The sequence below is a fragment of the Mesorhizobium sp. URHB0026 genome, assembly GCF_054059755.1.
Genome location: NZ_JBSSCN010000001.1, coordinates 3,621,347 through 3,644,915 on the forward strand (window position 1 = coordinate 3,621,347; position 23,569 = coordinate 3,644,915).

26 protein-coding genes, 2 tRNA genes and 1 pseudogene are annotated in these 23,569 nt (G+C 63.9%); 19 read left to right on the forward strand and 10 right to left on the reverse strand.

What is annotated here, in order from left to right:
• Window positions 1-50: 50 nt before the first annotated feature.
• Window positions 51-860 (forward strand): agmatinase family protein, encoded by an 810-nt coding sequence (locus tag ACVWWD_RS17660; protein WP_352546593.1) that lies wholly within the window; start codon window positions 51-53, stop codon window positions 858-860.
• A gap of 15 nt (window positions 861-875) precedes the next feature.
• Here the strand turns inward: ACVWWD_RS17660 and ACVWWD_RS17665 are convergent, their stop codons facing one another.
• On the reverse strand, window positions 876-2,018 hold the full coding sequence (locus ACVWWD_RS17665; protein ID WP_352546592.1) for a flavin-containing monooxygenase: 1,143 nt from the start codon (window positions 2,016-2,018) through the stop codon (window positions 876-878).
• Window positions 2,019-2,077: 59 nt separating this feature from the next.
• Complete coding sequence (locus ACVWWD_RS17670; RefSeq protein ID WP_023782921.1) at window positions 2,078-2,557, reverse strand: Lrp/AsnC family transcriptional regulator; 480 nt, start codon at window positions 2,555-2,557, stop codon at window positions 2,078-2,080.
• Between the two features lie 104 nt (window positions 2,558-2,661).
• Here ACVWWD_RS17670 and ACVWWD_RS17675 point away from each other — a divergent pair, with 104 nt between their 5' ends.
• The 4 genes from ACVWWD_RS17675 to ACVWWD_RS17690 all read left to right on the forward strand — a co-directional run bounded on the left by ACVWWD_RS17675 (window position 2,662) and on the right by ACVWWD_RS17690 (window position 6,780).
• Window positions 2,662-3,870: a diaminopropionate ammonia-lyase gene (locus ACVWWD_RS17675; RefSeq protein WP_457103217.1), complete on the forward strand. Its 1,209-nt coding sequence runs from the start codon at window positions 2,662-2,664 to the stop codon at window positions 3,868-3,870.
• 32 nt (window positions 3,871-3,902) lie between these two features.
• Window positions 3,903-5,150 (forward strand): Zn-dependent hydrolase, encoded by a 1,248-nt coding sequence (locus ACVWWD_RS17680; RefSeq protein ID WP_352546659.1) that lies wholly within the window; start codon window positions 3,903-3,905, stop codon window positions 5,148-5,150.
• On the forward strand, window positions 5,143-6,303 hold the full coding sequence (locus ACVWWD_RS17685; RefSeq protein ID WP_457103218.1) for a M20 aminoacylase family protein: 1,161 nt from the start codon (window positions 5,143-5,145) through the stop codon (window positions 6,301-6,303). The genes ACVWWD_RS17680 and ACVWWD_RS17685 overlap by 8 nt, the downstream gene beginning before the upstream one ends.
• 306 nt (window positions 6,304-6,609) lie before the next feature.
• Window positions 6,610-6,780 carry a hypothetical protein gene (locus ACVWWD_RS17690; protein ID WP_352546590.1) on the forward strand — a complete coding sequence of 57 codons (171 nt, stop codon included), beginning with the start codon at window positions 6,610-6,612 and terminating at the stop codon, window positions 6,778-6,780.
• Window positions 6,781-6,809: 29 nt separating this feature from the next.
• Here the strand turns inward: ACVWWD_RS17690 and ACVWWD_RS17695 are convergent, their stop codons facing one another.
• A complete protein-coding gene (locus ACVWWD_RS17695) occupies window positions 6,810-6,950 on the reverse strand; it encodes a hypothetical protein (protein WP_023782926.1) in 141 nt (46 codons plus the stop codon).
• A 109-nt stretch (window positions 6,951-7,059) separates the two neighbouring features.
• Between ACVWWD_RS17695 and ACVWWD_RS17700 the strand changes: the two genes are divergently transcribed.
• From ACVWWD_RS17700 to ACVWWD_RS17725, 6 genes are all read left to right on the forward strand, one after another.
• Window positions 7,060-7,233: a hypothetical protein gene (locus ACVWWD_RS17700; protein WP_015318449.1), complete on the forward strand. Its 174-nt coding sequence runs from the start codon at window positions 7,060-7,062 to the stop codon at window positions 7,231-7,233.
• Between the two features lie 68 nt (window positions 7,234-7,301).
• Window positions 7,302-9,395 (forward strand): ATP-dependent helicase, encoded by a 2,094-nt coding sequence (locus tag ACVWWD_RS17705; protein WP_023773444.1) that lies wholly within the window; start codon window positions 7,302-7,304, stop codon window positions 9,393-9,395.
• Window positions 9,396-9,404: 9 nt separating this feature from the next.
• Window positions 9,405-10,187: a 4-hydroxy-tetrahydrodipicolinate reductase gene (gene dapB, locus ACVWWD_RS17710; RefSeq protein ID WP_352546589.1), complete on the forward strand. Its 783-nt coding sequence runs from the start codon at window positions 9,405-9,407 to the stop codon at window positions 10,185-10,187.
• Between the two features lie 168 nt (window positions 10,188-10,355).
• Window positions 10,356-11,360: an ABC transporter substrate-binding protein gene (locus ACVWWD_RS17715; protein WP_435053975.1), complete on the forward strand. Its 1,005-nt coding sequence runs from the start codon at window positions 10,356-10,358 to the stop codon at window positions 11,358-11,360.
• Window positions 11,361-11,467: 107 nt separating this feature from the next.
• Entirely contained in the window at window positions 11,468-12,277 is an 810-nt protein-coding gene (locus ACVWWD_RS17720; protein WP_023773447.1) for an ABC transporter ATP-binding protein, read from the forward strand.
• Between the two features lie 11 nt (window positions 12,278-12,288).
• Window positions 12,289-13,167, forward strand: coding sequence for an ABC transporter permease (locus ACVWWD_RS17725; RefSeq protein WP_352565173.1), 879 nt, complete (start codon window positions 12,289-12,291; stop codon window positions 13,165-13,167).
• A 19-nt stretch (window positions 13,168-13,186) separates the two neighbouring features.
• Here ACVWWD_RS17725 and ACVWWD_RS17730 read toward each other — a convergent pair whose 3' ends face one another.
• The 5 genes from ACVWWD_RS17730 to purM form a co-directional block, all read right to left on the reverse strand.
• Window positions 13,187-14,545 (reverse strand): sensor histidine kinase, encoded by a 1,359-nt coding sequence (locus tag ACVWWD_RS17730; protein ID WP_023773449.1) that lies wholly within the window; start codon window positions 14,543-14,545, stop codon window positions 13,187-13,189.
• Window positions 14,542-15,219 (reverse strand): response regulator, encoded by a 678-nt coding sequence (locus tag ACVWWD_RS17735; RefSeq protein ID WP_023773450.1) that lies wholly within the window; start codon window positions 15,217-15,219, stop codon window positions 14,542-14,544. Before ACVWWD_RS17735 ends, ACVWWD_RS17730 begins: the two co-directional genes overlap by 4 nt.
• 298 nt (window positions 15,220-15,517) lie before the next feature.
• Window positions 15,518-16,027: a SixA phosphatase family protein gene (locus ACVWWD_RS17740; RefSeq protein WP_352551315.1), complete on the reverse strand. Its 510-nt coding sequence runs from the start codon at window positions 16,025-16,027 to the stop codon at window positions 15,518-15,520.
• A gap of 15 nt (window positions 16,028-16,042) precedes the next feature.
• On the reverse strand, window positions 16,043-16,756 hold the full coding sequence (gene purN / locus ACVWWD_RS17745) for a phosphoribosylglycinamide formyltransferase (RefSeq protein WP_352551313.1): 714 nt from the start codon (window positions 16,754-16,756) through the stop codon (window positions 16,043-16,045).
• Window positions 16,753-17,832, reverse strand: a complete 1,080-nt coding sequence (gene purM, locus ACVWWD_RS17750; RefSeq protein ID WP_023773453.1) for a phosphoribosylformylglycinamidine cyclo-ligase — start codon at window positions 17,830-17,832, stop codon at window positions 16,753-16,755. The genes purN and purM overlap by 4 nt, the downstream gene beginning before the upstream one ends.
• 209 nt (window positions 17,833-18,041) lie before the next feature.
• On the opposite strand from purM, the gene ACVWWD_RS17755 reads away from it, so the two are divergent.
• The 4 genes and pseudogenes from ACVWWD_RS17755 to ACVWWD_RS17770 form a co-directional block, all read left to right on the forward strand.
• Window positions 18,042-18,596 carry a CDP-alcohol phosphatidyltransferase family protein gene (locus tag ACVWWD_RS17755; RefSeq protein ID WP_352551311.1) on the forward strand — a complete coding sequence of 185 codons (555 nt, stop codon included), beginning with the start codon at window positions 18,042-18,044 and terminating at the stop codon, window positions 18,594-18,596.
• A complete protein-coding gene (locus ACVWWD_RS17760; protein ID WP_435054030.1) occupies window positions 18,571-19,851 on the forward strand; it encodes an AI-2E family transporter in 1,281 nt (426 codons plus the stop codon). The genes ACVWWD_RS17755 and ACVWWD_RS17760 overlap by 26 nt, the downstream gene beginning before the upstream one ends.
• Window position 19,852: 1 nt before the next feature.
• Window positions 19,853-20,557: a DnaA regulatory inactivator HdaA gene (gene hdaA, locus ACVWWD_RS17765; protein WP_352551309.1), complete on the forward strand. Its 705-nt coding sequence runs from the start codon at window positions 19,853-19,855 to the stop codon at window positions 20,555-20,557.
• Between the two features lie 326 nt (window positions 20,558-20,883).
• Window positions 20,884-20,946: pseudogene (locus ACVWWD_RS17770) on the forward strand (type II toxin-antitoxin system prevent-host-death family antitoxin); the annotation flags it as partial.
• A 74-nt stretch (window positions 20,947-21,020) separates the two neighbouring features.
• Here ACVWWD_RS17770 and ACVWWD_RS17775 read toward each other — a convergent pair.
• Together ACVWWD_RS17775 and ACVWWD_RS17780 are read right to left on the reverse strand one after the other, a co-directional pair.
• On the reverse strand, window positions 21,021-21,302 hold the full coding sequence (locus ACVWWD_RS17775) for a hypothetical protein (protein ID WP_352551308.1): 282 nt from the start codon (window positions 21,300-21,302) through the stop codon (window positions 21,021-21,023).
• A gap of 122 nt (window positions 21,303-21,424) precedes the next feature.
• Window positions 21,425-21,501 (reverse strand) — tRNA-Pro (locus ACVWWD_RS17780).
• Between the two features lie 124 nt (window positions 21,502-21,625).
• Here ACVWWD_RS17780 and ACVWWD_RS17785 point away from each other — a divergent pair.
• The 4 genes from ACVWWD_RS17785 (at window position 21,626) to ACVWWD_RS17800 (ending at window position 23,525) form a co-directional block, all read left to right on the forward strand.
• Window positions 21,626-21,931 carry an ETC complex I subunit gene (locus ACVWWD_RS17785; RefSeq protein ID WP_015318428.1) on the forward strand — a complete coding sequence of 102 codons (306 nt, stop codon included), beginning with the start codon at window positions 21,626-21,628 and terminating at the stop codon, window positions 21,929-21,931.
• A gap of 43 nt (window positions 21,932-21,974) precedes the next feature.
• A tRNA-Arg gene (locus ACVWWD_RS17790) sits at window positions 21,975-22,051 on the forward strand.
• Between the two features lie 263 nt (window positions 22,052-22,314).
• On the forward strand, window positions 22,315-22,536 hold the full coding sequence (locus tag ACVWWD_RS17795; RefSeq protein WP_023773459.1) for a hypothetical protein: 222 nt from the start codon (window positions 22,315-22,317) through the stop codon (window positions 22,534-22,536).
• Between the two features lie 200 nt (window positions 22,537-22,736).
• Window positions 22,737-23,525 (forward strand): GGDEF domain-containing protein, encoded by a 789-nt coding sequence (locus tag ACVWWD_RS17800; RefSeq protein WP_023773460.1) that lies wholly within the window; start codon window positions 22,737-22,739, stop codon window positions 23,523-23,525.
• The last annotated feature ends 44 nt before the right edge of the window (window positions 23,526-23,569 follow it).

Sequence of the window (23,569 nt, forward strand, 5' to 3'; positions counted from 1 at the left end):
TTATCGATTGCGCCTGATGTCAATTTGTCCGTCGTAATGGGAGAGTGTCGATGGCAGGCGCGATTTCGCTTCTGGGAATACCGCATGACGAGAATTCGTCCTACCTCCAGGGTGCGGCCAAGGCGCCGCCGCTCATCAGGCGCGAACTCGCCAGCGATGCTTACTCCTCATGGAGCGAGACCGGCTTCGACCTGACCGGCCGCTTCGTCGATCATGGCGACATCGGCTTCGACAAACCTGGCGATCCCTGGCAGCGCATCGAAAGCGAAGTCGGTCGCGCCCTGGACGCTGGCCACCCGCTGATCAGCCTTGGGGGCGACCATGCGATCTCCTGGCCGGTGCTGCGCGCGGTGCGCCGTCGCCACCCGAGCCTGACGATCGTGCATATCGATGCTCACCCCGACATTTATCATGCCTACGGTGACAATCCGCGTTCGCACACCTCGCCATTCGCGCGCATCATGGAGGAACGGCTAGCCGACCGACTGATCCAGATCGGCCTGCGCACCGTGAACGACCATCACCGTGATCAGTTCAAGCGCTTTGGCGTCGAGGCCGTGGAGGCCGCTCATTTCGGCGAAAGCCCGTCGCTTGATCTCAAGACGCCGGTTTATATCTCGATGGATCTCGACGGGCTCGATCCAGCCTTTGCGCCCGGCGTCTCCCACCGCGAGCCTGGCGGCCTGTCGACGCGGCAGGTTATCAACCTGATTCAAGGCATCAACCAGCCGATCGTTGCCGCTGATATCGTTGAATACAATCCGAGCCAAGACCTCTCCAACATGACGGCGCTTGTCGCCGCCAAACTGACGAAGGAGATCGCCGGCATGATGCTCAGGACATCGCCCGCGGTGGATTGAGGGCGCGGTCTGGGATCACACCGGCAGGGTTTCGGCCACCTTTTTCCTGTTTTGCCGCTGGCGGATGTCGTCGGCGACCGCCTGGGCTTCGATGCCGATTTCGCGCAACAGCCCGGTGACCGCATTGTGAAAGCCGACCAGATAGAGGCCGAGATCCGAAGCTCGGGCATTGACGCCGCTGGGGGCGGGCTCCACGCCGGGTTCGAGGAACCTGGCATAGCCTGGCCGGTAGCCGGTGGCGAAGAGGATGGCGTCGAATTCGCCGTGCTTGCCGTCCGCAAAACGCGCACCGCTTTCCGAGATTTCGGCGATGTCGGGCGCCACCTTGATCGCACCTTCCCGGATCTTGCCGATGGTGCCGACATCGATCACCGGAATGCGCGACGCAAGGGCGATCTGCTGCAGCAATCCCTGCTTCGGCCGTCTGAGCCCAAACTTTTCCAGCCTTCCCAGCACCAGATCGAGGATGACGGGGAACAGCGCGTCGTTGATGCGCCGCGGCCCGAGCCGCGTCGCCATACCGACCATCTGGATCGGCACGCCGAACAGTTCGCGCGGCACGATGTGAACGCCGCCGCGCACCGAGATCGTCGGTCGGGCGCCGCCTTCCACCAGATCGAGCGCAATCTCCGCGCCGGTATTGCCCATGCCGACCACCAGCACCTGCTGGCCGGCAAAAGGCGCGGCGTTGCGATAGTCGGCGCTGTGCAGCGTCTTGCCCTTGAAGGCGTCGATACCGGCAAATCTGGGCAGCAAGGGTTCGGCATTGTAGCCGCACGCGATCACCACATGCGAAGCGCGTAAGGCGCCGGAGGTCGATTCCACCCGCCAACCGCGGCCCTCCCGGGCGACCGCCCGCACCGTTTCGCCGAAACGGGGCTCCAGGTCGAAGCGTTTTGCATAGGCGTCGAGATATTCGACCACGAGGTGGCGCGGCACATAGCGCGGATAATCCCTTGGGAAGGGAACGAAGGGCAGCGATGAGTAACGCTTGGTCGTATGCAGATGCACGCGGTCATAGTGACGCCGCCAGGCTGGCGCGGCCTGCTGCTCCTTTTCGAGCATGACGAAATCCTGCCCGGCCTGGCGAAGACACGCGGCAACCGCCAGGCCCGCCGGCCCGGCACCGATGATCGCGACTTTCGTGGTTTCGTCCATGCGCGCCTCCCTCCAATGGCGATCCAGAATGTCAGAAACGTGGCAAGGGTGCCACCGGCTCATCCAGGCAGGGGCACCGTCAACCCGACCTTGGCGCGGTCCATGGCGACGAAGGTGCGGAACTTCCGCACATTGTTGCTGCCGAAGAACAGTTTTCGCGTCAGCGCCTCGTAGGCACCCATGTCGGCCACGGTGATGACGAGGATGAAGTCGGCCTCGCCGGTGACATAATAGCATTGCTGAACTTGCGGCTCCGCCGAGAATTGCCGCTTGGCCTCGTCGATCAGTTCGGTGCGTTCGCTCTCGAGCTCCACCTCGACGAAGATAGTGATTGGCTGGCCGACGGCCGCCGGCTCGACAATGGCGACATTGCCGGCAATGACGCCGGTCTGCTCCATGCGGTTGATGCGGCGCTGCACCGCCGGCGCCGACAGGTTCACCGCCTCGCCGATCAGCCGTTGCGGCGTCGTGTTGTCCCGCTGCAGGATGGCAAGGATGGCCAGATCGAAGCTGTCGAGTGAGGCTGGCCACCGAGACATTGTTATCCTAACGAAACAAACTTGCATTTCGAGAGCCAAAATACGGCGCTTTTTGCGCAAGGTTTGCAATATCTTCTCTTGGACGACGCCAAGGAGAGCCGCCAATGTTCCTGCCCAATCGCCATGCCTTGCATCGCCAGCCGCTGGACGAGGCCGATGCCGAAACCGTCGGCATCGCCGGGGCGGATACTGTCGAGCGTTTCCTTGCCTGCCGTGACAATCACCTGACGACGCCGCTGCACGCCCTGCCGGCATTGGCTGGTGAACTCGGTCTCGGCACCTTGCATGTCAAGGATGAGGGCTTTCGCCTCGGCCTAGGCAGCTTCAAGGCGCTGGGCGGCGCCTATGCGGTCTTCCGTCTGGTCCTGGAGGAGGCAAGCAAGCGGCTCGGCCGATCCGTCGATGTCGGCGATCTCGATCGGCCCGAGGTCCGGTCGGTCGCGGCGACCATGACGGTTGCTTGCGCTACCGACGGCAATCATGGCCGCTCCGTCGCGCAAGGCGCCGAGCTTGTCGGCGCAAAGGCAGCGATCTTTGTCCATGCCGGTGTCAGCGACGGGCGCGTCGCTGCCATCGCCTGCTATGGGGCGGAGATGATCCGCGTCGACGGCAATTACGACGATTCGGTCAGGCAGGCGGCGCGCGTTGCCGCGGAGAAAGGCTGGACGGTGGTTTCCGACACGTCATGGCCGGGCTACGAACGCATTCCGGGCCTCGTCATGCAGGGCTACACGGCGATCGTGCGCGAGGCGCTGGGCCAGATCTCCGAACCGCCGACCCATGTCTTCGTGCAAGCCGGCGTCGGCGGCATCGCGGCGGCGGTCGGCGGCCATCTCGCCATAGTGCTTGGCGAAGCCAGGCCGGTTTTCACGGTGGTGGAACCCGCACGTGCCGCCTGCGTTTTCGGCGCCGCCAAGGCCGGGCATCCGATCAAGATCACGCATGGCGAGGCGACAGTCATGGCGATGCTCGAATGCTACGAGGCGTCGCCGGTCGCCTGGCGCGTGCTGGCACGCGTCGCCGATGCCTTCATGACCGTCGACGAGGACGAAGCCATCGCCGTGATGCGGCGGCTGGCACGCCCGGCCGGCAACGATCCGGCCATCGTCGCCGGTGAAAGCGGCGGCGTCGGCCTTGCCGGGCTGATCCGGGCGATGGCCGATCATAAGGCCGAGCTTGGCCTCGACGCCACTTCGCGCGTGCTGGTCGTCAACACCGAAGGCGCGACAGATCCCCACCGCTATGCCGAACTCGTCGGCACGAGTCCGGCGGATGTGCTTGCCGGTAATGTGCTTTCTGGAGCGACGCCATGACCTTGATCGATCCAATGACCTTGATCGATGCAATGACCTCGATCGACGCACAAAGGCTGCTTGGCCGCATCCTCGAGCTCGGCGGCATCGGTCGTGATGGCGAGGGCCGATTGGTGCGGCTGGCCGCCTCCGACGCCGACAGGCTGGGTCGCGACCGCTTCGTCGGCTGGCTGCGCGAGGCCGGTCTCGAAATCGCCATCGATCGCATGGGAAATATCTTCGGCGTCTGGCAGGTGCCGGAGAATGCCGGCCATGCGCCGATCCTCATCGGCTCGCATATCGATACCGTCATCGATGCCGGCATCTATGACGGCTCCTACGGCGTGCTCGCCGGGCTGGAGGTGATCGAGACTCTGAAGGCGTCGGCTCTTGTCCCGTCGCGCCCGCTCGCGGTCGCCGCCTTCACCAACGAGGAAGGGGTTCGCTTTTCCCCCGACATGATGGGTTCACTGGTCCATGCCGGCGGCGTCGGTATCGACGAGGCGCTGGCGGCCGTCGGCACCGACGGCAGCGTGCTGGGAGAGGAACTGGCCCGCATCGGCTATGCCGGCGACGAGGAGCCGGGCTTCCTCAAGCCGCATGTCTATCTCGAATTGCATATCGAGCAGGGCCCGGTTCTGGAACGCGAAGGCGTGCCGATCGGTGCTGTGGAAAACCTGCAAGGCATCTCCTGGCAGCGCATCACCATAGACGGCGTCGCCAACCACGCCGGCACCACGCCGATGTCGATGCGCAATGACGCCGGGCATGCGGCTGCGCGTGTCGTCACGTTCCTGCACGACCGCGCCAAGGCCTCGAACACACCGACCGTTGCAACGGTCGGCACGATGCGTTTCGAGCCAAACGCCATCAATGTCATTCCCTCCCGCGCCGTCTTCACCGTCGACCTGCGCGACCCTTTCGAGCATCGCCTGCAAGCCGAGGAAGCCGCACTCGCGGCGTTTCTTGAGGACCTCGCGGCCGACGATGGCGTCACTATCTCGATCGAGCGGCTGGCCCGCTTCGAGCCGGTGATCTTCGATGTCAGCATTGTCGAATTGATCGAGACTGCCGCGAAAAAGCGCGGGTACGCATCGAAGCGCATGACCTCAGGCGCCGGCCACGATGCGCAGATGATGGCGCGGCTCGCGCCCGCGGCGATGATTTTCGTGCCGAGCGCCGGCGGCATCAGCCACAATCCGCGCGAACATACCGCCGATGCCGAGCTTGTCGCCGGCGCCAACATCCTGCTTGATATCGTCGCCCACCTTGCGGATCCGGAGGTATCAGGCAATGGCTGAAATCGATCGTGATGTGCTGAAGCTGGAGATGACAGGGTGGCGGCATGATCTGCACGCGCACCCTGAATTTGGCTTCGAGGTGGAGCGCACCGCGGCCTTCGTTGCCGCCAAGCTGCGCGAATTCGGCCTGGACGATGTCGCCGAGGGTGTCGGCGGCACCGGCGTCGTCGGGACTTTGAAGCGCGGCAGCGGCAACCGCGCGATCGCGTTGCGGGCCGACATGGATGCTCTGCGCATATCAGAGCAATCGGCCGCGCCATACCGCTCCGGCAATCCCGGAATCATGCATGCCTGCGGCCATGACGGCCACACGGCGATGCTGCTCGGTGCGGCCAAGCTCCTGGCCGAGGAGGGCGGTTTCGACGGCATCGTGCGCTTCATCTTCCAGCCGGCGGAGGAATGGGGAAAGGGCGCGTTAGCGATGCTCGACGACGGCCTGATGCAGCGCTTTCCCTTCGACGAGATCTTTGGCCTGCACAACATGCCGGGCTTGCCGATCGGACATTTCGAGACCCGCGTCGGCCCGGTCATGTCGGCCGAAGACATCTTCGAGATCGTGCTCAGGGGATTGGGCGGCCACGCTGCGCGGCCGCATTCGGGTCAGGAAACGCTGGTCGCCGCCTGTGCGCTGGTTACCAACCTGCAGACCATCGTCTCGCGCCGGCTGAGTCCGGCCGACATTTCAGTGGTTTCGGTGACCGAACTGATCACCGACGGCACCCGCAACGCACTGCCGGGCCTTGCCCGCATCCTTGGCGACGCGCGCAGCTTCCGCTCCGAGGTCAGCGCCGAGATCGAATGCCAGATGCGCATCATCGCCGAAGGCATCGCTACCGCCTACAATGTTGCCGCCGAGGTCAACTACACCAGGGAATTCGTGCCTTTGCGCAACGATGCCGAGCTGGTCGACGCGGCCTTTGCCGCGGCCGGGACTGTTTTCGAACGCGGCAATATCGCGGTCGCCCGCGAGCCGATGACGGCGTCGGAGGATTTCGCCCGCTTCCTCGACCACGTGCCGGGCTGCTTCGTCTTCCTCGGCAACGGCGAGGCCTCGGCACCGCTTCACAATTCCAGCTACGACTTCAACGATGACGGGCTGTTGTTCGGCGCCAATTTCCATGTCGCCATCGCCAGGCAGCGGCTTGCGACTTGAAATCCGCGGGCGCTTTTCGCGGCATTTACCGGGGGAAAAACGCCCGGGAAGGCCGAAATACTTGATCTCGCATGACGCTGCGGCAAGACTCAGCTAGCCTCGCTCACGCGGCGGACCTGATATCCGCCTGGCCGGCGCTATCAGATTACCTCCCAAGCGGCGCCGGCCTTCTCCCCTCTGCGCTAAATTAGATTTTAAAGTTAGAGCGCTCGCGCTTGGCGGAAGTTAGGGTTTTGCTGTCATGGCTGTGGCACGCTTTGGGGTGCTGCGGCTTCATGGATGCGCGGGCGGAGCTGGATAAAGGCGGTGCGTGAGGATCAAGCGCGGCGGGAGCGCGCCCGCATCTCTCAACTCGAACAAGATTTGACCGCCGCCTCGGCGCGGACACGACAGCTGCGCCAGGACGCAGGCCCCGAGTTGCGCAATGCCAAGTTCCGCCTCGAGCGTATCGATGAATGCATCGCGGCAATGCGTTGAAGATCCCGCAATCGTTTTTTGCGCAAGATTCACTGGCTGGCAATGGCATTGTTCACGACAGGAATGGCGAGATCTTGATCGGCCCCAGTTGCCTTTGTCGGCGGCAATTTGTTGTCGCAGGCCGAGAAAGCCAAAGTCACCAGCGCGAGGATCAGTCCCAGCTTTTTCATGGCTCCTTCCTCCACCCGCGGAACGAGGTGGTGTCGGTTTGGTTGCACGATTGCGCCGAGGGAACAAAATCCCCCGCCTCAGGTTGACCCAGCGAAGGAGGACCGCCGCATGATCCGTTTGCTTCTGGTTGGCACGCTGGCCTTTGTCACTTACCGTCTCGCCCGCAAGATGATCGACGAGGTTCCCGACAGTGTCGATCCGCTCTTGCTGCCGGCGCCCGCAAACGACCGCGAGGCGCTGCGCCGGCAGTCGGCGTCGATGGGCGTTGACCCGAAGCGCTGATTGCTCCCGCTATATCGGCGGAGTTGCTTCTCTGTTGCGAACAAAGCGGAAACGATGCTTGATGGGCGATGAACCTCGCCGCCCATGATTCGACGTTTTTGGAACAGACCGTCCAGCCGGCTTATCTTGCCCGGCTGAACGACGCCCAACGGCAGGCGGTCGAACATGGCGACGGCAAGATTGCCGGCCCGCTGCTGGTTATCGCCGGCGCCGGCTCCGGCAAGACCAACACGCTGGCGCACCGTGTCGCCCATCTGATCGTCAAGGGAGCCGACCCGCGCCGCATCCTGCTGATGACGTTTTCGCGGCGCGCCGCTTCCGAAATGGCGCGACGTGTCGAGCGCATCGCCGGCGAAGTGCTCGGCCGCGACGCCGCGGTAATCACGGACGCGCTGACCTGGGCCGGCACTTTTCATGGCATCGGCGCGCGGCTGCTGCGGGATTATGCGCTGGAGATCGGCCTCGATCCGGCCTTCACCATCCATGATCGCGAGGATTCCGCCGATCTGATGAATCTCGTGCGCCACGAACTCGGTTTCTCCAGGACGGAAGCGCGCTTTCCGACCAAGGGCACCTGCCTTGCCATCTATTCGCGCGCCGTCAACGCGCAGGCGCCGCTGGGTGAGGTACTGGGGTCTGCCTTCCCCTGGTGCGCCGGCTGGGCCGAGCAGCTCAAGCAATTGTTTGCCGGTTACGTCGACGCCAAGCAGGCGCAGAATGTGCTCGATTACGACGATTTGCTGCTCTACTGGGCGCAGATGACGGCCGAGCCTGAAATCGCCACGCATCTGGGCGGACGGTTCGACCATGTGCTGGTCGACGAGTATCAGGACACCAACCGGCTGCAGGCCTCGATCCTGATGGCGCTGAAGCCCGACGGTGCCGGGCTGACGGTCGTCGGTGACGACGCGCAGTCGATCTATTCGTTCCGGGCCGCCGAAGTGCGCAACATTCTCGACTTCCCCAGACAGTTCGCGCAGACCGCCGATGTGGTGATGCTGGAGCGCAACTATCGCTCGACCGAGACCATTCTGGCGGCTGCCAATGCGGTCATCGGCGAAGCCTCGGAGCGCTTCACCAAGAACCTGTGGTCGGAACGCAAATCCGCCGATAAGCCAAGACTAGTGACCGTGCGCGACGAGGTCGAGCAAGCGAACTTCGTCTGCGACACCATCCTTGCCGAGCGCGAGGTCGGTACCGCGCTGAAGTCACAGGCGGTGCTGTTTCGCGCCTCGCACCACAGCGGGCCGCTGGAGATCGAGCTGACGCGGCGCAACATTCCCTTCGTCAAGTTCGGCGGCCTGAAATTCCTCGATGCCGCGCATGTCAAGGACGTGCTGGCGGTGCTGCGTTTTGCCGAAAATCCGCGCGATCGTGTCGCCGGCTTTCGCGTGCTGCAGCTTCTTCCCGGCATCGGCCCTTCCGCCGCCGCGCAGATCGTCGAGGCCATGACGTCGGCGCTGGACGAGGCGATGGGCCTGGCCGGCTGGCGTCCGCCGCAGCGTGCCGCGGACGATTGGCCCGGCTTCGTCTCGCTCTATTCCGGCTTGCGCGCCGGCGCCAAATGGCCGGCCGATCTCGAACAGATCAGGCTGTGGTACGAACCGCATCTGGAGCGCATCCACGAGGACGCGATCACGCGCCGCGCCGACCTGCTGCAACTCGAGCAAATCGGCTCGGGCTATGCTTCGCGCGAACGCTTCCTGACCGAGCTGACGCTCGATCCGCCGGATGCAACCAGCGACCAGGCCGGCCCTCCGCACCGCGACGAGGACTATTTGATCCTGTCGACCATCCACTCGGCCAAAGGCCAGGAGTGGAAGAACGTCTTCGTGCTGAACACGGTCGACGGCTGCATTCCGGCCGATCTCGGTGTCGGGACCAAGGAAGATATCGAGGAGGAGCGACGGCTGCTCTACGTGGCGATGACACGGGCCAAGGACAGTCTCAACCTCGTCATGCCACAGCGCTTCTTTCCGCATGGCCAGGCGGCACGCGGCGACCGCCATGTCTACGCCTCGCGCACCCGTTTCATTCCGGCCTCCATCCTCGCCGCGTTCCAGCAGCTTTCGTGGCCGGCCGCGCAAGCGGCGCAGGGCAGGGCGCCTCGGCCGGAGGTGCGCGTCGACATCGGCGCGCGCATGCGCGGCATGTGGAAATAGCAGGAGCCGATGCCGCAGCCGCCGATCAGGATCGCCATTTCTGGCGCTCTCGGCCGCATGGGTCGCCAGATGGCGGATGCGGTGCGGGCCGATGCGCGTCTGGCGCTCGCCGGCTGCTTTCACCGTCCGGGCAGTGTCGGCGATGGGCTGGTGAGCCGCGACGAGGCAATTGCCATGGCCGACGTGGTCGTCGACTTCACCACGCCGGCCGCCTCCGCGGAACTGGCCAGATTGTGTGCCGAAAGGGGCGGGCCAGCCTTGGTGATTGGCTCGACGGGTTTCGAGGCCGCCGAGATAGCCACCATCGCCGATGCCGCGAAAGCCATTGCCATCGTGCGCTCCGGTAGCTTCTCGCTCGGGCTCAACATGCTGGTCGGATTGGTCGAACAGGCGGCGCGGGCGCTCGACCCCGACGACTGGGATGCGGAGATTTTCGAGGCGCATCATCGCCACAAGATCGACGCGCCTTCGGGCACGGCGCTGATGCTGGGGCAGGCGGTTGCCGGCGGACGCGACGTCCGGCTGGACACGGTTGCGAGGCGCGTCCGCGATGATGTCACCGGCGCGCGGCCGGCGGGCGAGATAGGCTTCGCGGTGGCGCGCGGCGGCAGCATCGTCGGTGAGCACAGCGTCAGCTTCCGCGCCGAGGGCGAGACCGTCACCGTGTCGCATTCGGCTGGCGACCGCATCATGTTTGCACGCGGCGCCATCGCCGCGGCACTCTGGGTGGCGGGCCGTGCTCCCGGCGAATACGACATGCGCGACATGCTGGGGCAGAGCGCTCGGGCGTGACGCTGCGAACGTTTTTGCCTCGCGGCTGAAAGCCAGCTGAAAGCTTGGGCATGTCATGACGGTTTTGCGGTGTCACCGCATGTCCGACCCGCGACGGTCGGCGAGGGAGGAATGCGGCGCGGCTTCACAGCCCGCCGCCCAAATGGAGGAAGTTTTGTGACCGGTTTCATCTCGAAGCGTGCCTTGCGCACCGCTGCCTTGACGCTTGCCATCACCGCCACCGGCGCCACAGTGGCATCGGCGGCCGACGAAAAGATTTCCATCATGGTGGGTGGCTACGAAAAGCAGATCTATCTGCCCGCCAAGCTCACCGAGGCCCTGGGCTATTTCAAGGACGAGGGTCTCGACGTCGAGTTGCTGAACGAACCGGCCGGCGTCGATGCCGAAAACGAGATGCTGGCCGGCGCCGTGCAAGGCGTTGTCGGCTTCTACGACCATTGCATCGACCTCCAGGCCAAGGGCAAATTCGTCGAGTCCATTGTCCAGTTCAGCCAGGCACCCGGCGAGGTCGAACTGGTTTCGACGAAGCATCCCGAAATCAAGTCACCGGCCGATTTCAAGGGCATGAGCCTTGGTGTCACCGGCCTCGGCTCCTCGACGAACTTCCTGACTGAATACCTCGCCGTGAAGAACGGCTTGAAGCTAGGTGAATTCACCTCAATCCCCGTCGGCGCCGGCGATACGTTCATCGCCGCGATGCAGCAGGACAAGATCCAGGCAGGTATGACGACTGAACCGACCATCACCCGGCTCCTCAAGACGGGTGAAGCGAAAATCCTTGTCGACATGCGTACGATAGAAGGCACCAAAGCCGCGCTCGGCGGCACATACCCGGCCGCCTCTCTTTACATGCAGACGGACTGGGTCGAGGCCCACAAGGATGTGGTGCAGAAGCTGACCAATGCTTTCGTCAAGACGCAGAAATTCATCAATACCCATAGCGGCGCTGAAATCGCCGACAAGATGCCGAAGGACTACTATGTCGGTGACAAGGCAGGCTATGTGAAGGCTCTTGATGACGGCAAGGCGATGTTTACCGCCGACGGTATAATGCCCGAGGGCGGCCCCGAGACGGTGCTGACTGTGCTGTCCGCCTTCAAGAAGGAACTGCAAGGCAAGCAGATCGACCTGTCGAAGACCTACACGACGGAATTCGTCAAAAACGCGAAGTGACCCGTCTGCCGGCGCGATGCACCGCCTCGCGCCGGCATCGTCTGGTTTTCACGCCCGGAGGCCTTGGCCGACGGCGGTCCTTCGTTCGAACCGGGAGTTAGCCCAGCATGACACAAGAAAACAGCGCACCGGCAATTGAGCTGATCAATGTCAGCCGCCGCTTCCTGTCCCCCACCGGCAAGTCGCTGACCGCGATCCGTGATTTCACCATGACCGTCGAGCGCGGCGAATTCGTCGCCGTCGTCGGCCCGACCGGCTGCGGAAAGTCCACCACCCTCAACCTCGTCACCGGATTGGCGAGCCCAAGCGCGGGCGAGGTCCGGGTCATGGGTGCACCCGTCAAGGGCATCGATCCCCGCATCGGTTTCGTCTTTCAAAGTGATGCGCTGTTTCCATGGCGCACGGTGATCGAGAACGTCATGGCCGGGCCGCTCTTCCGTGGCAGGGCCAAGTCAGAAGCGACCGCCGCGGCGCGCGACTGGCTGGCGCGCGTCGGCTTGGCGCGCTTCGAGCATCACTATCCGCACCAACTCTCCGGCGGCATGCGCAAGCGAGTCGCCTTGGCGCAGACCTTCATCAACGGCCCCGAGATTCTGCTGATGGACGAGCCGTTTTCCGCCCTCGACGTGCAGACACGTGTTCTCATGCACGAGGAACTGCTCCGTCTGTGGTCCGAAGCCAGGGCCTCGGTCGTCTTCGTCACACATGATCTGGAGGAAGCAATAGCGCTGGCCGACAAAGTCTACGTGCTGACCGCCGGGCCGGCGACGGTGAAATCGGTCTACACCATCGACCTGCCGCGCCCGCGCGTCGTCGCCGACATCCGTTACGAGCAAAGCTTCATCGACTATTCGCGAACCATCTGGGCCGATCTCAAGGAAGAGGTCGAGACCAGCTACGCCCGCGCTGCCGCGTGAGGGAGGACACAATGACCGATGCCACCATCGACATCAGGGCAGGAAGTTTCAGGCCGGGAACCTCGGACGCCGAAATAGAAGCCGCCGCCGCCAAGGCCGCGCAGCATCGCCGCCGCACGGTGATCTTCTGGCGGTATGCCATCCTCATCGTCTTCCTCGCCGCCTGGGAAATCGCCGGGCGCAAGGCCTGGATCGATCCGTTCTTCTACGCCACGCCAAGTGCGATCGCGCAGAGGCTCTATGAGTGGATGACGGAAGGTACGTCCGAAGGGCCGCTCTGGTACCATCTGTATGTGACGATGGAGGAGTCCGTCCTCGGCTTCGTCACGGGCTCGGTTGCCGGCATCATCATCGGCGTCGCGCTTGGCCGCAACCGCATGGCCGCCGACATTTTTTCCATCTACATCAAGGTTATCAACTCCATCCCTCGCGTGGTGCTGGCGCCGATCTTCATCATGATCCTCGGCCTTGGCCTTGCTTCGAAAGTGGCGCTGGCCTTCATCATGGTGTTCTTCGTCGTCTTCCACAACGCCTTCCAGGGCGTGCGCGAGGCCGACCGGGCGATGATCGCCAATGCCCGCATCCTCGGCGCCTCCGACTGGCAGCTGACCCGCTCGGTGATCGTGCCGTCGGCGATGAGCTGGATCTTCGCCAGCCTGCATGTCAGCTTCGGCTTCGCCATCATCGGCGCCATCGTCGGCGAGTTCGTCGGCTCACGCTACGGTATCGGGCTCTTGATCAACATCGCCAAGGGTTCCTTCGATGCCGCGGGCATGTACGCCGCGATCGTCATCATCATGGTAGTGGCGCTGGGCGCGGAATATCTGATGACGATGGTCGAGAACCGGCTGGCGAAATGGCGTCCGCAGCCGCTGCACGAGACGCAGTAAGCAGATCCGAGTGGGCAGCCTAGCCGCTGGCCAACGGCAGGCGCACCTCGACCACCAGGCCGCCGGTCGCGCCATCCGCTAGGGTGATGCGACCGCTCGCATTTTCGACCACCTCGCGCACGATGGCGAGCCCGAGGCCGCTGCCTTCGTCGGTCTCGCCGGTCAGCCGATAGAAGCGCTCGAAGACATGGTCGCGCTCGTCGGCAGGTATGCCGGGCCCGTCGTCGGTAACGGTCAGCACGGCCTCGCCGCCGGCGGCGGCGAGCTTGACGGTGACGGTGCCGCCTGCCGGTGTGTAGCGCAGGGCGTTGTCGACGAGATTGACGATCATCTCCCGCAGCATAGTGCCGTCCCCGATGACCGGTACGGCGCCAGTCTCATCGAGACCTAGATCGACGTTGCGATCAATGGCCCTCGGCGCATGCGTTTCCAGCACTTGGCGCGCGGCTTGCGTCAGGTCGATGCGATCGGCGCGCGGTCGCCGGCTGCCCGGTTCGGCGCGGGACAAGGTCAAGAGCTGTTCGGCCAGCCTCGCCAACCGGGCGGAGCTTGCCTGCAGGGCGATGAGCGCTTCCCGGCGCGCATCGACAGCGTTTTCGCGCAGCGCGTAGCTCGCTTGCGTCGACAACAGCGCCAGCGGCGTGCGCAATTGATGCGCGGCATTGGCGATGAAACGGCGCTGCGCCGCCATCTGCGCCCGCACCCGTTCCATATAGGCGTTGAGCGCATCGACCAGCGGCCGGATTTCGCTCTGCGCACCGGCGACTTCGATGGGGTCGAGTTCGCTGCGTTTCGGTGAGCGCACCGCATCGCGCAGCCGGATGAGCGGCGTCAACCCTCGCCGCAGGCCGAGCAGCACGAAGACGCCGGCTATCGCCACCAGCGCCAGTTGCTGGGTGAAGGCGCTGAACCAGAGATGCCGCACCATCGCGTCGTGCCCGAAAAGCGTGACCCCGACGGTGACGGATATCGGCGAGTCTTCGCCGGCGCCGACCACCGCATGCGTAATTGTCAGCAGCCGCAGCGTCTGGTCGCGATAGGTCGCTTCCATGCTGGGGCGTCCGGGTGTCCTGGGCAGCCCGGGATAGCCTGTCAACAGCCGCCCTCCAGCTGCCTCGACACCGTAGTAGACCCTGTCGCGGTCGCCCGTGTCGAACATCTCGAGCGCTGCCGGCGGCACCGTGGCGTTGATCACCCCGTCGGTCATTGCGACCTGCTCGGCAATCATTCGTGCCGATCCGACCAACATGCGATCGGTGATCAGATCGGCGGTCGCCAATGCGTTGCGCTGGCTGGTCCACAGATTGATGGCCGCAAGCCCGGCGAGAGGGAGCACGACCCAGGCCAGCAATTGCAGGCGCAGGCTGCGCGTTCTCATGGCACGCGGTCGTCATGGCGCAAGAGATAGCCGAGGCCGCGTAACGTGGTGATCTGGACCCGCGACCCTTCGAGCTTCTTGCGCACACGGTGCACATAGATCTCGATGGCGCTTGGATCGGCGTCGGTCTCGAAATCGTAGATCGCCGCCGATAGTGCTGCTTTGCTCACCGTGCGTCCCGCCTTGATCATCAATTGTTCAAGCACGGCATGTTCGCGTGGTGTCAGGGCCAGTGTTTCGCCACCGAGCGAGAACAGCCTGGTGTTGGTGTCGAAGACGAGGTCTCCGCAGGCAACGACAGGTGCCGTCCGGTCATTGGCGCGGCGCAGTTGCACGCGGATGCGCGCTTCGAGCTCCTCTACCTGGAAGGGCTTCGGCAGATAGTCGTCGGCGCCTTCGTTGAGGCCTTTGACCCGGCCATCGAGACTGGCATTGGCGGTCAGTATGATCACCGGCACCCGGTTGCCGCGGGCTCGCAGCATGCGCAGCACTTCCAGTCCGCCCATGCGGGGCAACGCGAGGTCGAGAATGACAAGCGCGTGGTCGCCGGCGGCAAGCGCGTGCTCGACATCCTCGCCGTCATGGACGACGTCGACGACATAGTTCGCCTGGCGCAAGGTCTTGCCCAGCCAGTCCGCCAGTTCGCGATTGTCCTCCACAAGCAGCAATCGCATGTCTATTGCCGTTCCAGCATCGCCCACTTTCGGTCTCAACGGCCACCAAGGCTCGATCGACGATCCCATTCGGCAATCGGACCCGGATGATCGATAGTATCGATCGCAACGCAAGGCAAATGCGGCTTGGCTGCGGCCGGCGATGTTTTTCGCGGGCTAGATGCCCCTGTTTTGAAAGTTAAACACGAGACCGCCGACAAGCCCGCCACCGACTGGCCTGAGCCTGGCCAGGGCATCTGGGGTAACTGATGTCGCGGGTGCGGCGGGTCTGATCTTCCGCACCCGCGACATCAGACTTCTAGCTCAGATCCTTCGGCCGCAGGCTATGTGTCAGCCTGGCGGCCGACAGACCGGACCAATCGTCTTCAAGGACGAAGCGCGCGAGGGCTGCTGTCGGAAACTTTTTCTCGAGCCTCTTGCGCGCCTTCGCCTCCGATCCCGATCCGGCAAGCCGTTTTGCCAGCTCCTCAAGGCCTGGATTGTGGCCGAGAACCAGCAGGCAGCCGCTCGACGGGTCCGCTTTGCGTAGCTGACTCAGAATATCCGCCGCTGCAGCATCGTAGAGCGCCTCGGCAAACGCGACCCGGGGATGCACTGGCAGTTCCGCCGCCACCAGCCGCCAGGTATCGCGGGTGCGCAGCGCCGGCGAGACCAGCACCTGATCCGGCAGCCAGTCGCGCGCGGCAAGCTCGCGGCCGATCAGCCGGGCCGCCTTCAACCCGCGTTCCGCCAGCGGTCGGTCGAAATCGTCGAGGTCAGGGTCGTCCCAACTCGATTTGGCGTGACGCAGCAGGAGCAGCTGTTTCATCGCTGCGCTCTTCGCTCAGGGCGTGATCCGCGCCAGATGCTCGAGGTCGGCTTCCTCGCGCAGCGGATCGGGCGCCATCACCACCGAGGTGCCGTTGTCGGCATCGTCGGCGAAGTGGGCAAGAACCGTATGCCCGGCCTCCATGCGTGCCTTGCCATCGGCGACCAGGCCAAGCGCCAGAGGGTAGAGCCGGTGCTCAGCCTTGAGCACGCGGGCGGCCAGCGTATCGGCATTGTCTCCGACCATCACCGGCACGGCCGCTTGCGCGATGATCGGGCCATCATCCATCTCGGATGTGACGAAATGCACCGTGCAGCCATGGATGCGGATGCCGGCGGCCAATGCGCGCGCATGGGTGTCGAGCCCCTTGAAGGCCGGCAGCAGGGCAGGGTGGATGTTGATCATGCGGCCCTGCCATTTCTGGACAAAGCCGGGAGTCAGGATGCGCATATAGCCGGCCAGCGCCACGATGTCGGCGTTGAAGGCCGCAAGTGCCGCGTCGATCGCCGCGTCATGCGCCTGCTTGCTGGCATGGTCGGCGCGGGAAATGACCTGGGTGGCGATGCCGCGTGCCTTGGCGATGCCGAGGCCGGCGGCGTCCGCCTTGTCGGAAATGACGCCGGCAATCTCGGCCGGGAAGGCCGGATCGTTGGCTGCCGCGATCAGCGCGGTCATGTTGGAGCCGCGCCCCGAAATCAGGACAACAGTGCTTTTTCTCTGCGTGCTCATAGGCCGATCGAACCCCGATAGATGACGCCGGCGTCGCGCCGCGGCACGATGCGGCCGATCGGCGTCACCGTCTCGCCGGCTTCCTGCAACACGGCCGCGACCTGCGCCGCCTGACCGGAAGCGACAGCCAAAATCATGCCGATGCCGCAATTGAAGGTGCGCATCATCTCCTCCGGCGCCACGCCGCCTGTCTTGGCCAGCCAGGAAAACACCGGCGGCACGTCGATGGCTTCGAGATCGAGCTCGGCCGAGAAATCCTTGGGCAGCACGCGCGGAATGTTTTCCGGAAAGCCGCCGCCGGTGATGTGCGCCAGCGCCTTGATGCCATGCGTGTTGCGGATCGCCTTGAGGATCGACTTGACGTAGATGCGGGTGGGTTCGAGCAGTGCCTCGGCAAGCGTCGCCTCGTCGTTGAACGGTGCCGGATCGTTCCACGCCAGACCGCTGGCGGCGACGATGCGGCGCACCAGCGAGAAACCATTCGAATGCAAGCCGGAAGAGGCCAGCCCGAGCAGCACGTCGCCCTCGACGATGTCGTCGGTGGGCAGGAGTTGGCCACGTTCGGCCGCGCCCACGGCAAAGCCAGCAAGGTCATAATCCTTGCCGTGATACATGCCCGGCATTTCCGCCGTCTCGCCGCCGATCAGCGCGCAGCCGGCCTGGCGGCAGCCTTGCGCGATGCCGCCGACGATCGCGGCACCCTGATCGGGATCGAGTTTGCCGGTGGCGAAATAGTCGAGGAAGAACAGCGGTTCGGCGCCCTGCACGACGATGTCGTTGACGCACATGGCGACAAGGTCGATGCCGATCGTGTCGTGTTTCCCCGACTCGATGGCAATCTTGAGCTTGGTGCCGACGCCGTCATTGGCTGCTACCAGCACCGGATCGGTGAAACCGGCCGCCTTCAGGTCGAACAGGCCGCCGAAGCCGCCGATCTCGCCATCCGCACCCGGCCGGCGCGTGGCGCGCACCAGCGGCTTGATCTTCTCCACCATGAGATTGCCGGCATCGATGTCGACACCGGCCTGCGCATAGGTGAGCCCGTTTCCGCGCTTTGATGCGTCGCGCTTGCTCATCGCATTTTCCCTGCTCGTTTGCGGGCTCTTCGCATGAATGGTTTCGGGGGGCAAGGATAACGGCCGAACCGGGTTCCGTTTGGCCCGACAAAAGCGTGGATAGCCGGGGCATCGCACTCAGTGCTTGCGGCTGGCCCAGCCGGCTCTCCCTTGCCTCGGCCCTCCATCGCCCTCATCTATCTCAACGCATAATACGGCGGGACAATGCGTTGACCATCCCCAACCTGATCACCATGCTGCGCGTTGTCCTGGTGCCTGCCGTGGTGATGGCCATGCTGCAGGCTCGTTGGGACTGGGCCTTTGCCGGCTTCGTCGTTGCCGGCATTTCCGACGGCGTCGACGGCTTCATAGCCCGCCGGTTCAACCAGCAGTCCAGGTTCGGCGCCTATCTCGATCCGATCGCGGACAAGCTGCTGCTGGTTTCGGTGTTCGTCGTCATGGGCATCATCGGGCAGTTGCCGCTCTGGCTGGTCGTCACCATGGTGTCGCGCGACGCGTTGATCGTCTGCGCGGTCCTGTTGTCCACGGCGATGGCCCATCCGGTCGAGATGAAACCGCTTTTGGTGTCGAAGGCGAATACCGCCGTCCAGATCGTGCTGGCGGCGGTTGTGCTGGGCGAACTCGCCTTTGCCGTGCACTTCGACCCTGTGCGGCCAGGCCTCATATTGCTGTCCGGGGTCTTGACCGTGGCTTCGGCCGCGGCCTATCTCGTGGCTTGGCTGAGGCATATGAGCGGCTATGGCGAAGGCGGTAAATCAGGCTGACAAGCCCATCGACGGCAAGCCTGCCCGCAAGCCGGCCGCCCGCAAGGCGGCGGCGCTGGGCAAGGCCGACGACGGCCAGATGGTTGTGGTCGTGCCGGAAGGCGAGACGGCGGCAGAGGCAGAGGCGTCTTCCGCGTTCCGCCGCCAGATATTCTTCTGGCTGGCGGGGGCCGCGATCCTGGCGCTCTTCCTTTATGTCTTCAGCGACATCCTGCTGCCCTTCGTCGCCGGCATGGTGCTTGCCTATTTCCTCGATCCGGTCGCCGACCGTCTGCAGCGGCTCGGCCTCAGCCGCTTCATGGCGACCGTGGTCATCCTCATCACCTTCCTGATCGTGCTGGTGCTGGCCTTCGTCATCCTCATCCCGGTGCTGGCGACGCAGATGGCCGATTTCGCCAGCAAGCTGCCGGAATACCTGACCCGGCTGCAGAGCCTGATCACCTCCTTTGATCCGAAGTGGCTTGAACAGAAATTCGGCGTCAACGCCAACGGCTTGCGCGATGGGTTGAACTCGCTGCTGACCTCCGGTTTCGGCCTGCTCACCACGGTTTTCACTTCGATCTGGAGTTCGGGCGTGGCCCTGGTCTCGGTGGTCAGCCTGTTCGTGGTGACGCCGGTCGTGGCCTTCTACATGCTGCTCGACTGGGACCGCATGGTGGCGGTCATCGACAGCTGGGTGCCGCGCGACAACGTCGCCACGGTCCGCGCCATCGCGCGCGACGTCAACACCGCCACAGCCGGCTTCGTGCGCGGGCAGGGCACGCTCTGCCTGGTGCTGGGCGCCATGTACGCCACCGGCCTGACGCTGACCGGGCTGAACTTCGCCATCCTCATCGGCCTGTTCGCCGGGCTGATCTCCTTCATTCCCTATGTCGGCTCATTGACCGGGCTGGTGCTGGCCGTCGGCGTCGCCTTCGTCCAGTTCTGGCCGGACTGGACGATGATCGTCGCGGTTGCGGTGGTCTTCTTCATCGGCCAGTTCATCGAAGGCAACATCCTGCAGCCAAGGCTGGTCGGCAAAAGCGTCGGCCTGCATCCTGTATGGCTGATGTTCGCGCTGTTCGCCTTCGGCGCGCTGTTCGGCTTCGTCGGCCTTTTGATTGCCGTGCCGGCTTCAGCGGCGGTTGCGGTGCTGGTGCGATTTGCCATCGCCCGTTATCTTGAGTCGCCGCTCTACAAAGGCCATGCCACAGAACCCGCGCCGCCACTGCCAGCCGATCGCGGCGGCGGCCACCGCTCGCAACCGCGTCGCTGAAGTGACCGCGCAGCGAACCGACCCGCCACGCCAGTTGCCGCTCGATCTCGGCCATGGCACCGGTTACTCGCGTGATGAGCTGGTCGTCTCCGGCACCAACAACCAGGCGGCCGCACTGGTCGACCGCTGGCCGGATTGGCCAGCACCGGTGGTGGTGCTGGCAGGCCCAGCTGGCTCCGGCAAGACGCATCTGGCCTCGATCTGGGGTGCGCGCGCCAAGGCGGTGACTGTCGACGCCAGGCGCATTGGCGACAGCATCGCAAATCTCGGTGCCCGCCCGGCCCTGATCGATGACGTCGACGCACGCGCGGTCGACGAACTGGGCCTGTTCCATCTCATCAATGCGGTGCGTGGCGCCGGCTCGACGCTGCTTTTGACCGCACGCCGCTTTCCCTCGGCCTGGGGTGTATCGCTGCCCGATCTTGCATCGCGGCTCAAGGCGGCGGCGACAGTCGAGATCCATGAGCCCGATGATCTCCTGCTCGCCGGCGTCATCACCAAGCTGTTCGCCGACCGCCAGGTCGAGGTCGAGCCGCATGTCGTGCAGTATTTGGTGCGGCGCATCGAGCGTTCTCTGGCAACCGCGATGCGTGTGGTGGAGCGCCTGGATCGTACCGCGCTGGAGCGCAAGATGCCGATCACCAGGGCATTGGCCGCCGAAACCGTCAATGCCATGGACGAGGGGCAGGGCGAGTTCGCGATTTGATGACTTCAGGTTTCCAGAGGTCTCCGTCTCGACCAGAGTCCCATTTTGGGAAACAAAACTGGCACTCATCTTGCTGCGTGAGCTTGCCGGCTGACCCCGGTCCTGATTGCGTTCCAAATCAGGTTGTAGGCTCGCCGGGAATGAGGCGGTTGGGGTTCTCGCCCGGCGAGCTTGCGTTCAAAATGCGTCGAGCGGTTGCGCCGCAGCGGACATTCACCCCGACGACAGTGACCGCCCAGCATCGTCGAAACTCTTCAAGCGGACCACTCGACGGTCTATTTCTCGATTGAAACTTGGACCAGAGACTGGTCCATGCGCAGTAATCGATGCAGGTATCCGTTACCGATGCCAAGGGACAACTGACCGAACTGGTGCGCCGCGCGGAGGCGGAGCCGATTTTTCGAAAACCGATATCGAGGGTGTGCTCTCAACGTAGCACTGTTGGCGGTGAGCTTGCGGCCAATCACAGCCACATTCTGACGAAATACCGGACCAACAGATAGACGGCTGAGTGCACGGCGATATAGCAGGCGGCGACCAGCACAAAAATTCTGATGCTGGCTGCCCACGAACGGGAGGCGACGACGCCAGGTGCGAGCCTGCCAAGCCTGCGGCTCTCGCGATTGTTCCACATCGCCAAGGCCGCACAGGCGATCGCCCATGCCACCATGAACGGAACCGTCACGCCCGCATAGGCAAAATAGGCCGGCCCGAACAGCGAGACCCAAGCATCGATCCCAAGCACCGCAAACCCCCGTTTGCCGCAGCTTAAGCCTGCAATGGCGATGGAAGCGAGCATGAAATAGCGACACGCGGATAGGGGCCAAAACCCCTTCGGTGCCATCGGTGTCGCATTTTAAAGAGAAATGGTCGGAGTGGAGAGATTCGAACTCCCGACCCTCTGGTCCCAAACCAGATGCGCTACCAGGCTGCGCTACACTCCGAACGGTCTGTTGCCTATTCATTTCGGTCGTACATGGCAAGTGCAAAAACCTTGCCGCCGCTGCCAATGCGCAGTAATGACGGCGAAGAGGGCGGCGATGCCGCCTTGCCAACAAAGAGGTGGCCATGTCCGCGCGCATTTTCAGCCCAGCCAAAACCGCGATGCAGTCCGGCAAGGCCAAGACCGGCCATTGGGTGCTGGAGTTCGACCCCGAGATGCGCAAGAAGATCGATCCCCTGATGGGCTACACCACGTCGGGTGACATGAGAAGCCAGATCCGGCTCACCTTCGACACGCGCGAAGAAGCGGTCGCCTACGCCGAAAAGGAAGGGCTTGCCTTCCGTGTCGAGGAACCGAAAGAGACCAAGCGCCGCCAGATTTCCTATGCGGAGAATTTCCGCTATGACCGCAGGACGCCCTGGACGCACTGAAGGGCGCAGGCGCCAAGCATCCAGCCGGCCGTGGCCGGCCGACGGTCCCGTAGCTCAGCTGGATAGAGCACCGGCCTTCTAAGCCGATGGTCACAGGTTCGAATCCTGTCGGGATCGCCATAATTTCAATGGCTTATATTGCATGACCTCACGCGGTCACTTGACCCTACCCCTGCCAGTGCTGCCACGCCGTTTACCGGAAGGTGAACAGAGGTCCGGTCCGCGCAGGGCTCTGGAATTATTTCGTGATCCGACCCTGTTGGAACCTTGGCCAAAACTACGCGTTCGGGGCCTTGTATTCGTGGAGCCTCATAAAGGCAGCATGCGGGCAAACGAACGGGTGGGGCAAAACAAGCGCGGGTTGGTGGAGGAGAAACAAGGCTATGTCGAAACGTGAAATTGGAACGTCCCCAGCCTTGGGGCGGCGTATCGCCGATCTCAGGGCCCGAATGCAAGACGCCGAAATATCCGGCCATGAAATGCAAACCTTTCACAAAGTCGCCGCCATCATGGGATCTGGCGACGGTTCCTTGCAACTGGATGCCGACGACCTGATCGCGGCATCCTTCGTCGCCGAGGCGGTCGGGCCGGCGCCTAGCCGCTGACTTCGGAATTTCCATGTCCGAAATCCGGTGAGCAAGTTGCGTCCAACCATCGGGGCACGGCCGCCTGTTGGCGATCGTGCTCCATCTCCCGGCCCCCTGATCTCGTCTCGTCGCCACCTGAACTCGAATTGAAAGGAAAGTCTTATCATTTTGTTTGCGTTGGCACGTCATAGTAGGGACGGCTAACGGAGTGAAAAGGGATGAAGCTGGACCTGTCGCCCACCAGCTGGGGCAGGGTGATGGCCGTCACCGCCGCCGGCACGGCATTCTTCATTGCCGTGGCGTTTTTCGTCGATTCGTTCAATTTCCCCTATCTTTCGCCCGAGTCTGTCTGGCGCGCCAAGCTGACCGACCTCCTGCTGCCCTTGGTGCTCGGCGGCTCGTTTCTGTTTTTCCTGATGTGGAAGATCCGCCAACTGGCGATAGCCCAGCGCGACCTCAGCGTCATTGCCGCGACGGACAGCCTGACGGCGGTGCTGAACCGCGGCGCCTTCTCGATGCTGGTCGAGGCCTATCTCGAACAAACCCGCAAGCAGGAAGAGACCCGTACCGGCGCGCTGCTGATCATCGATGCCGACCACTTCAAGTCGATCAACGACCGCCTCGGCCATGATTGTGGCGACCAGGCGCTCAAACTGATCGCGCAGGCGATCAAGGGCCAACTGCGTGGCACCGATATCGTCGGCCGGATCGGCGGCGAGGAGTTCGGCGTGTTCCTTCCCGGCGTCGACCCCTCGCAATCCTGGCTGGTTGCCGAAGGCATCCGCCGACGGATACGCGAAATGGACTTTTCGCCCGATGGCCGGTCCTGTCCGCTTTCCGTCAGCATCGGCGGCACCAGCTTCAGCGGGCCGACGACCTACGAGGCAATATTCTCCGCCGCCGACAGACGGCTTTATGCCGCCAAGTCGAATGGACGCGATCAGGTCAGCTTCGATCCGGCGGAAGCCGCTCTAGCGTCTCCGCTCAGCGCCGCCACCGTTCATTGAAAGCAGCCTCGCAGCCGGGCTGGCACCGACCGCTTCCTTGACGC

Bases quoted from the DNA above. Each gene is read 5' to 3' on its own strand.
- ACVWWD_RS17735 (WP_023773450.1), bottom strand. From the start codon at position 15,219: ATGCGATTGCTGCTTGTGGAGGACAATCGCGAACTGGCGGACTGGCTG.
- ACVWWD_RS17695 (WP_023782926.1), bottom strand. From the start codon at position 6,950: ATGAAAAAGCTGGGACTGATCCTCGCGCTGGTGACTTTGGCTTTCTCG.
- ACVWWD_RS17740 (WP_352551315.1), bottom strand. From the start codon at position 16,027: ATGAAACAGCTGCTCCTGCTGCGTCACGCCAAATCGAGTTGGGACGAC.
- ACVWWD_RS17660 (WP_352546593.1), top strand. From the start codon at position 51: ATGGCAGGCGCGATTTCGCTTCTGGGAATACCGCATGACGAGAATTCG.
- ACVWWD_RS17800 (WP_023773460.1), top strand. From the start codon at position 22,737: ATGAAGCTGGACCTGTCGCCCACCAGCTGGGGCAGGGTGATGGCCGTC.
- ACVWWD_RS17725 (WP_352565173.1), top strand. From the start codon at position 12,289: ATGACCGATGCCACCATCGACATCAGGGCAGGAAGTTTCAGGCCGGGA.
- ACVWWD_RS17665 (WP_352546592.1), bottom strand. From the start codon at position 2,018: ATGGACGAAACCACGAAAGTCGCGATCATCGGTGCCGGGCCGGCGGGC.
- ACVWWD_RS17675 (WP_457103217.1), top strand. From the start codon at position 2,662: ATGTTCCTGCCCAATCGCCATGCCTTGCATCGCCAGCCGCTGGACGAG.
- ACVWWD_RS17720 (WP_023773447.1), top strand. From the start codon at position 11,468: ATGACACAAGAAAACAGCGCACCGGCAATTGAGCTGATCAATGTCAGC.
- ACVWWD_RS17670 (WP_023782921.1), bottom strand. From the start codon at position 2,557: ATGTCTCGGTGGCCAGCCTCACTCGACAGCTTCGATCTGGCCATCCTT.
- dapB (WP_352546589.1), top strand. From the start codon at position 9,405: ATGCCGCAGCCGCCGATCAGGATCGCCATTTCTGGCGCTCTCGGCCGC.
- ACVWWD_RS17680 (WP_352546659.1), top strand. From the start codon at position 3,903: ATGACCTCGATCGACGCACAAAGGCTGCTTGGCCGCATCCTCGAGCTC.
- ACVWWD_RS17730 (WP_023773449.1), bottom strand. From the start codon at position 14,545: ATGAGAACGCGCAGCCTGCGCCTGCAATTGCTGGCCTGGGTCGTGCTC.
- purN (WP_352551313.1), bottom strand. From the start codon at position 16,756: ATGAGCACGCAGAGAAAAAGCACTGTTGTCCTGATTTCGGGGCGCGGC.
- ACVWWD_RS17700 (WP_015318449.1), top strand. From the start codon at position 7,060: ATGATCCGTTTGCTTCTGGTTGGCACGCTGGCCTTTGTCACTTACCGT.
- ACVWWD_RS17760 (WP_435054030.1), top strand. From the start codon at position 18,571: ATGGCGAAGGCGGTAAATCAGGCTGACAAGCCCATCGACGGCAAGCCT.
- ACVWWD_RS17785 (WP_015318428.1), top strand. From the start codon at position 21,626: ATGTCCGCGCGCATTTTCAGCCCAGCCAAAACCGCGATGCAGTCCGGC.
- purM (WP_023773453.1), bottom strand. From the start codon at position 17,832: ATGAGCAAGCGCGACGCATCAAAGCGCGGAAACGGGCTCACCTATGCG.
- ACVWWD_RS17795 (WP_023773459.1), top strand. From the start codon at position 22,315: ATGTCGAAACGTGAAATTGGAACGTCCCCAGCCTTGGGGCGGCGTATC.
- ACVWWD_RS17685 (WP_457103218.1), top strand. From the start codon at position 5,143: ATGGCTGAAATCGATCGTGATGTGCTGAAGCTGGAGATGACAGGGTGG.
- ACVWWD_RS17705 (WP_023773444.1), top strand. From the start codon at position 7,302: ATGAACCTCGCCGCCCATGATTCGACGTTTTTGGAACAGACCGTCCAG.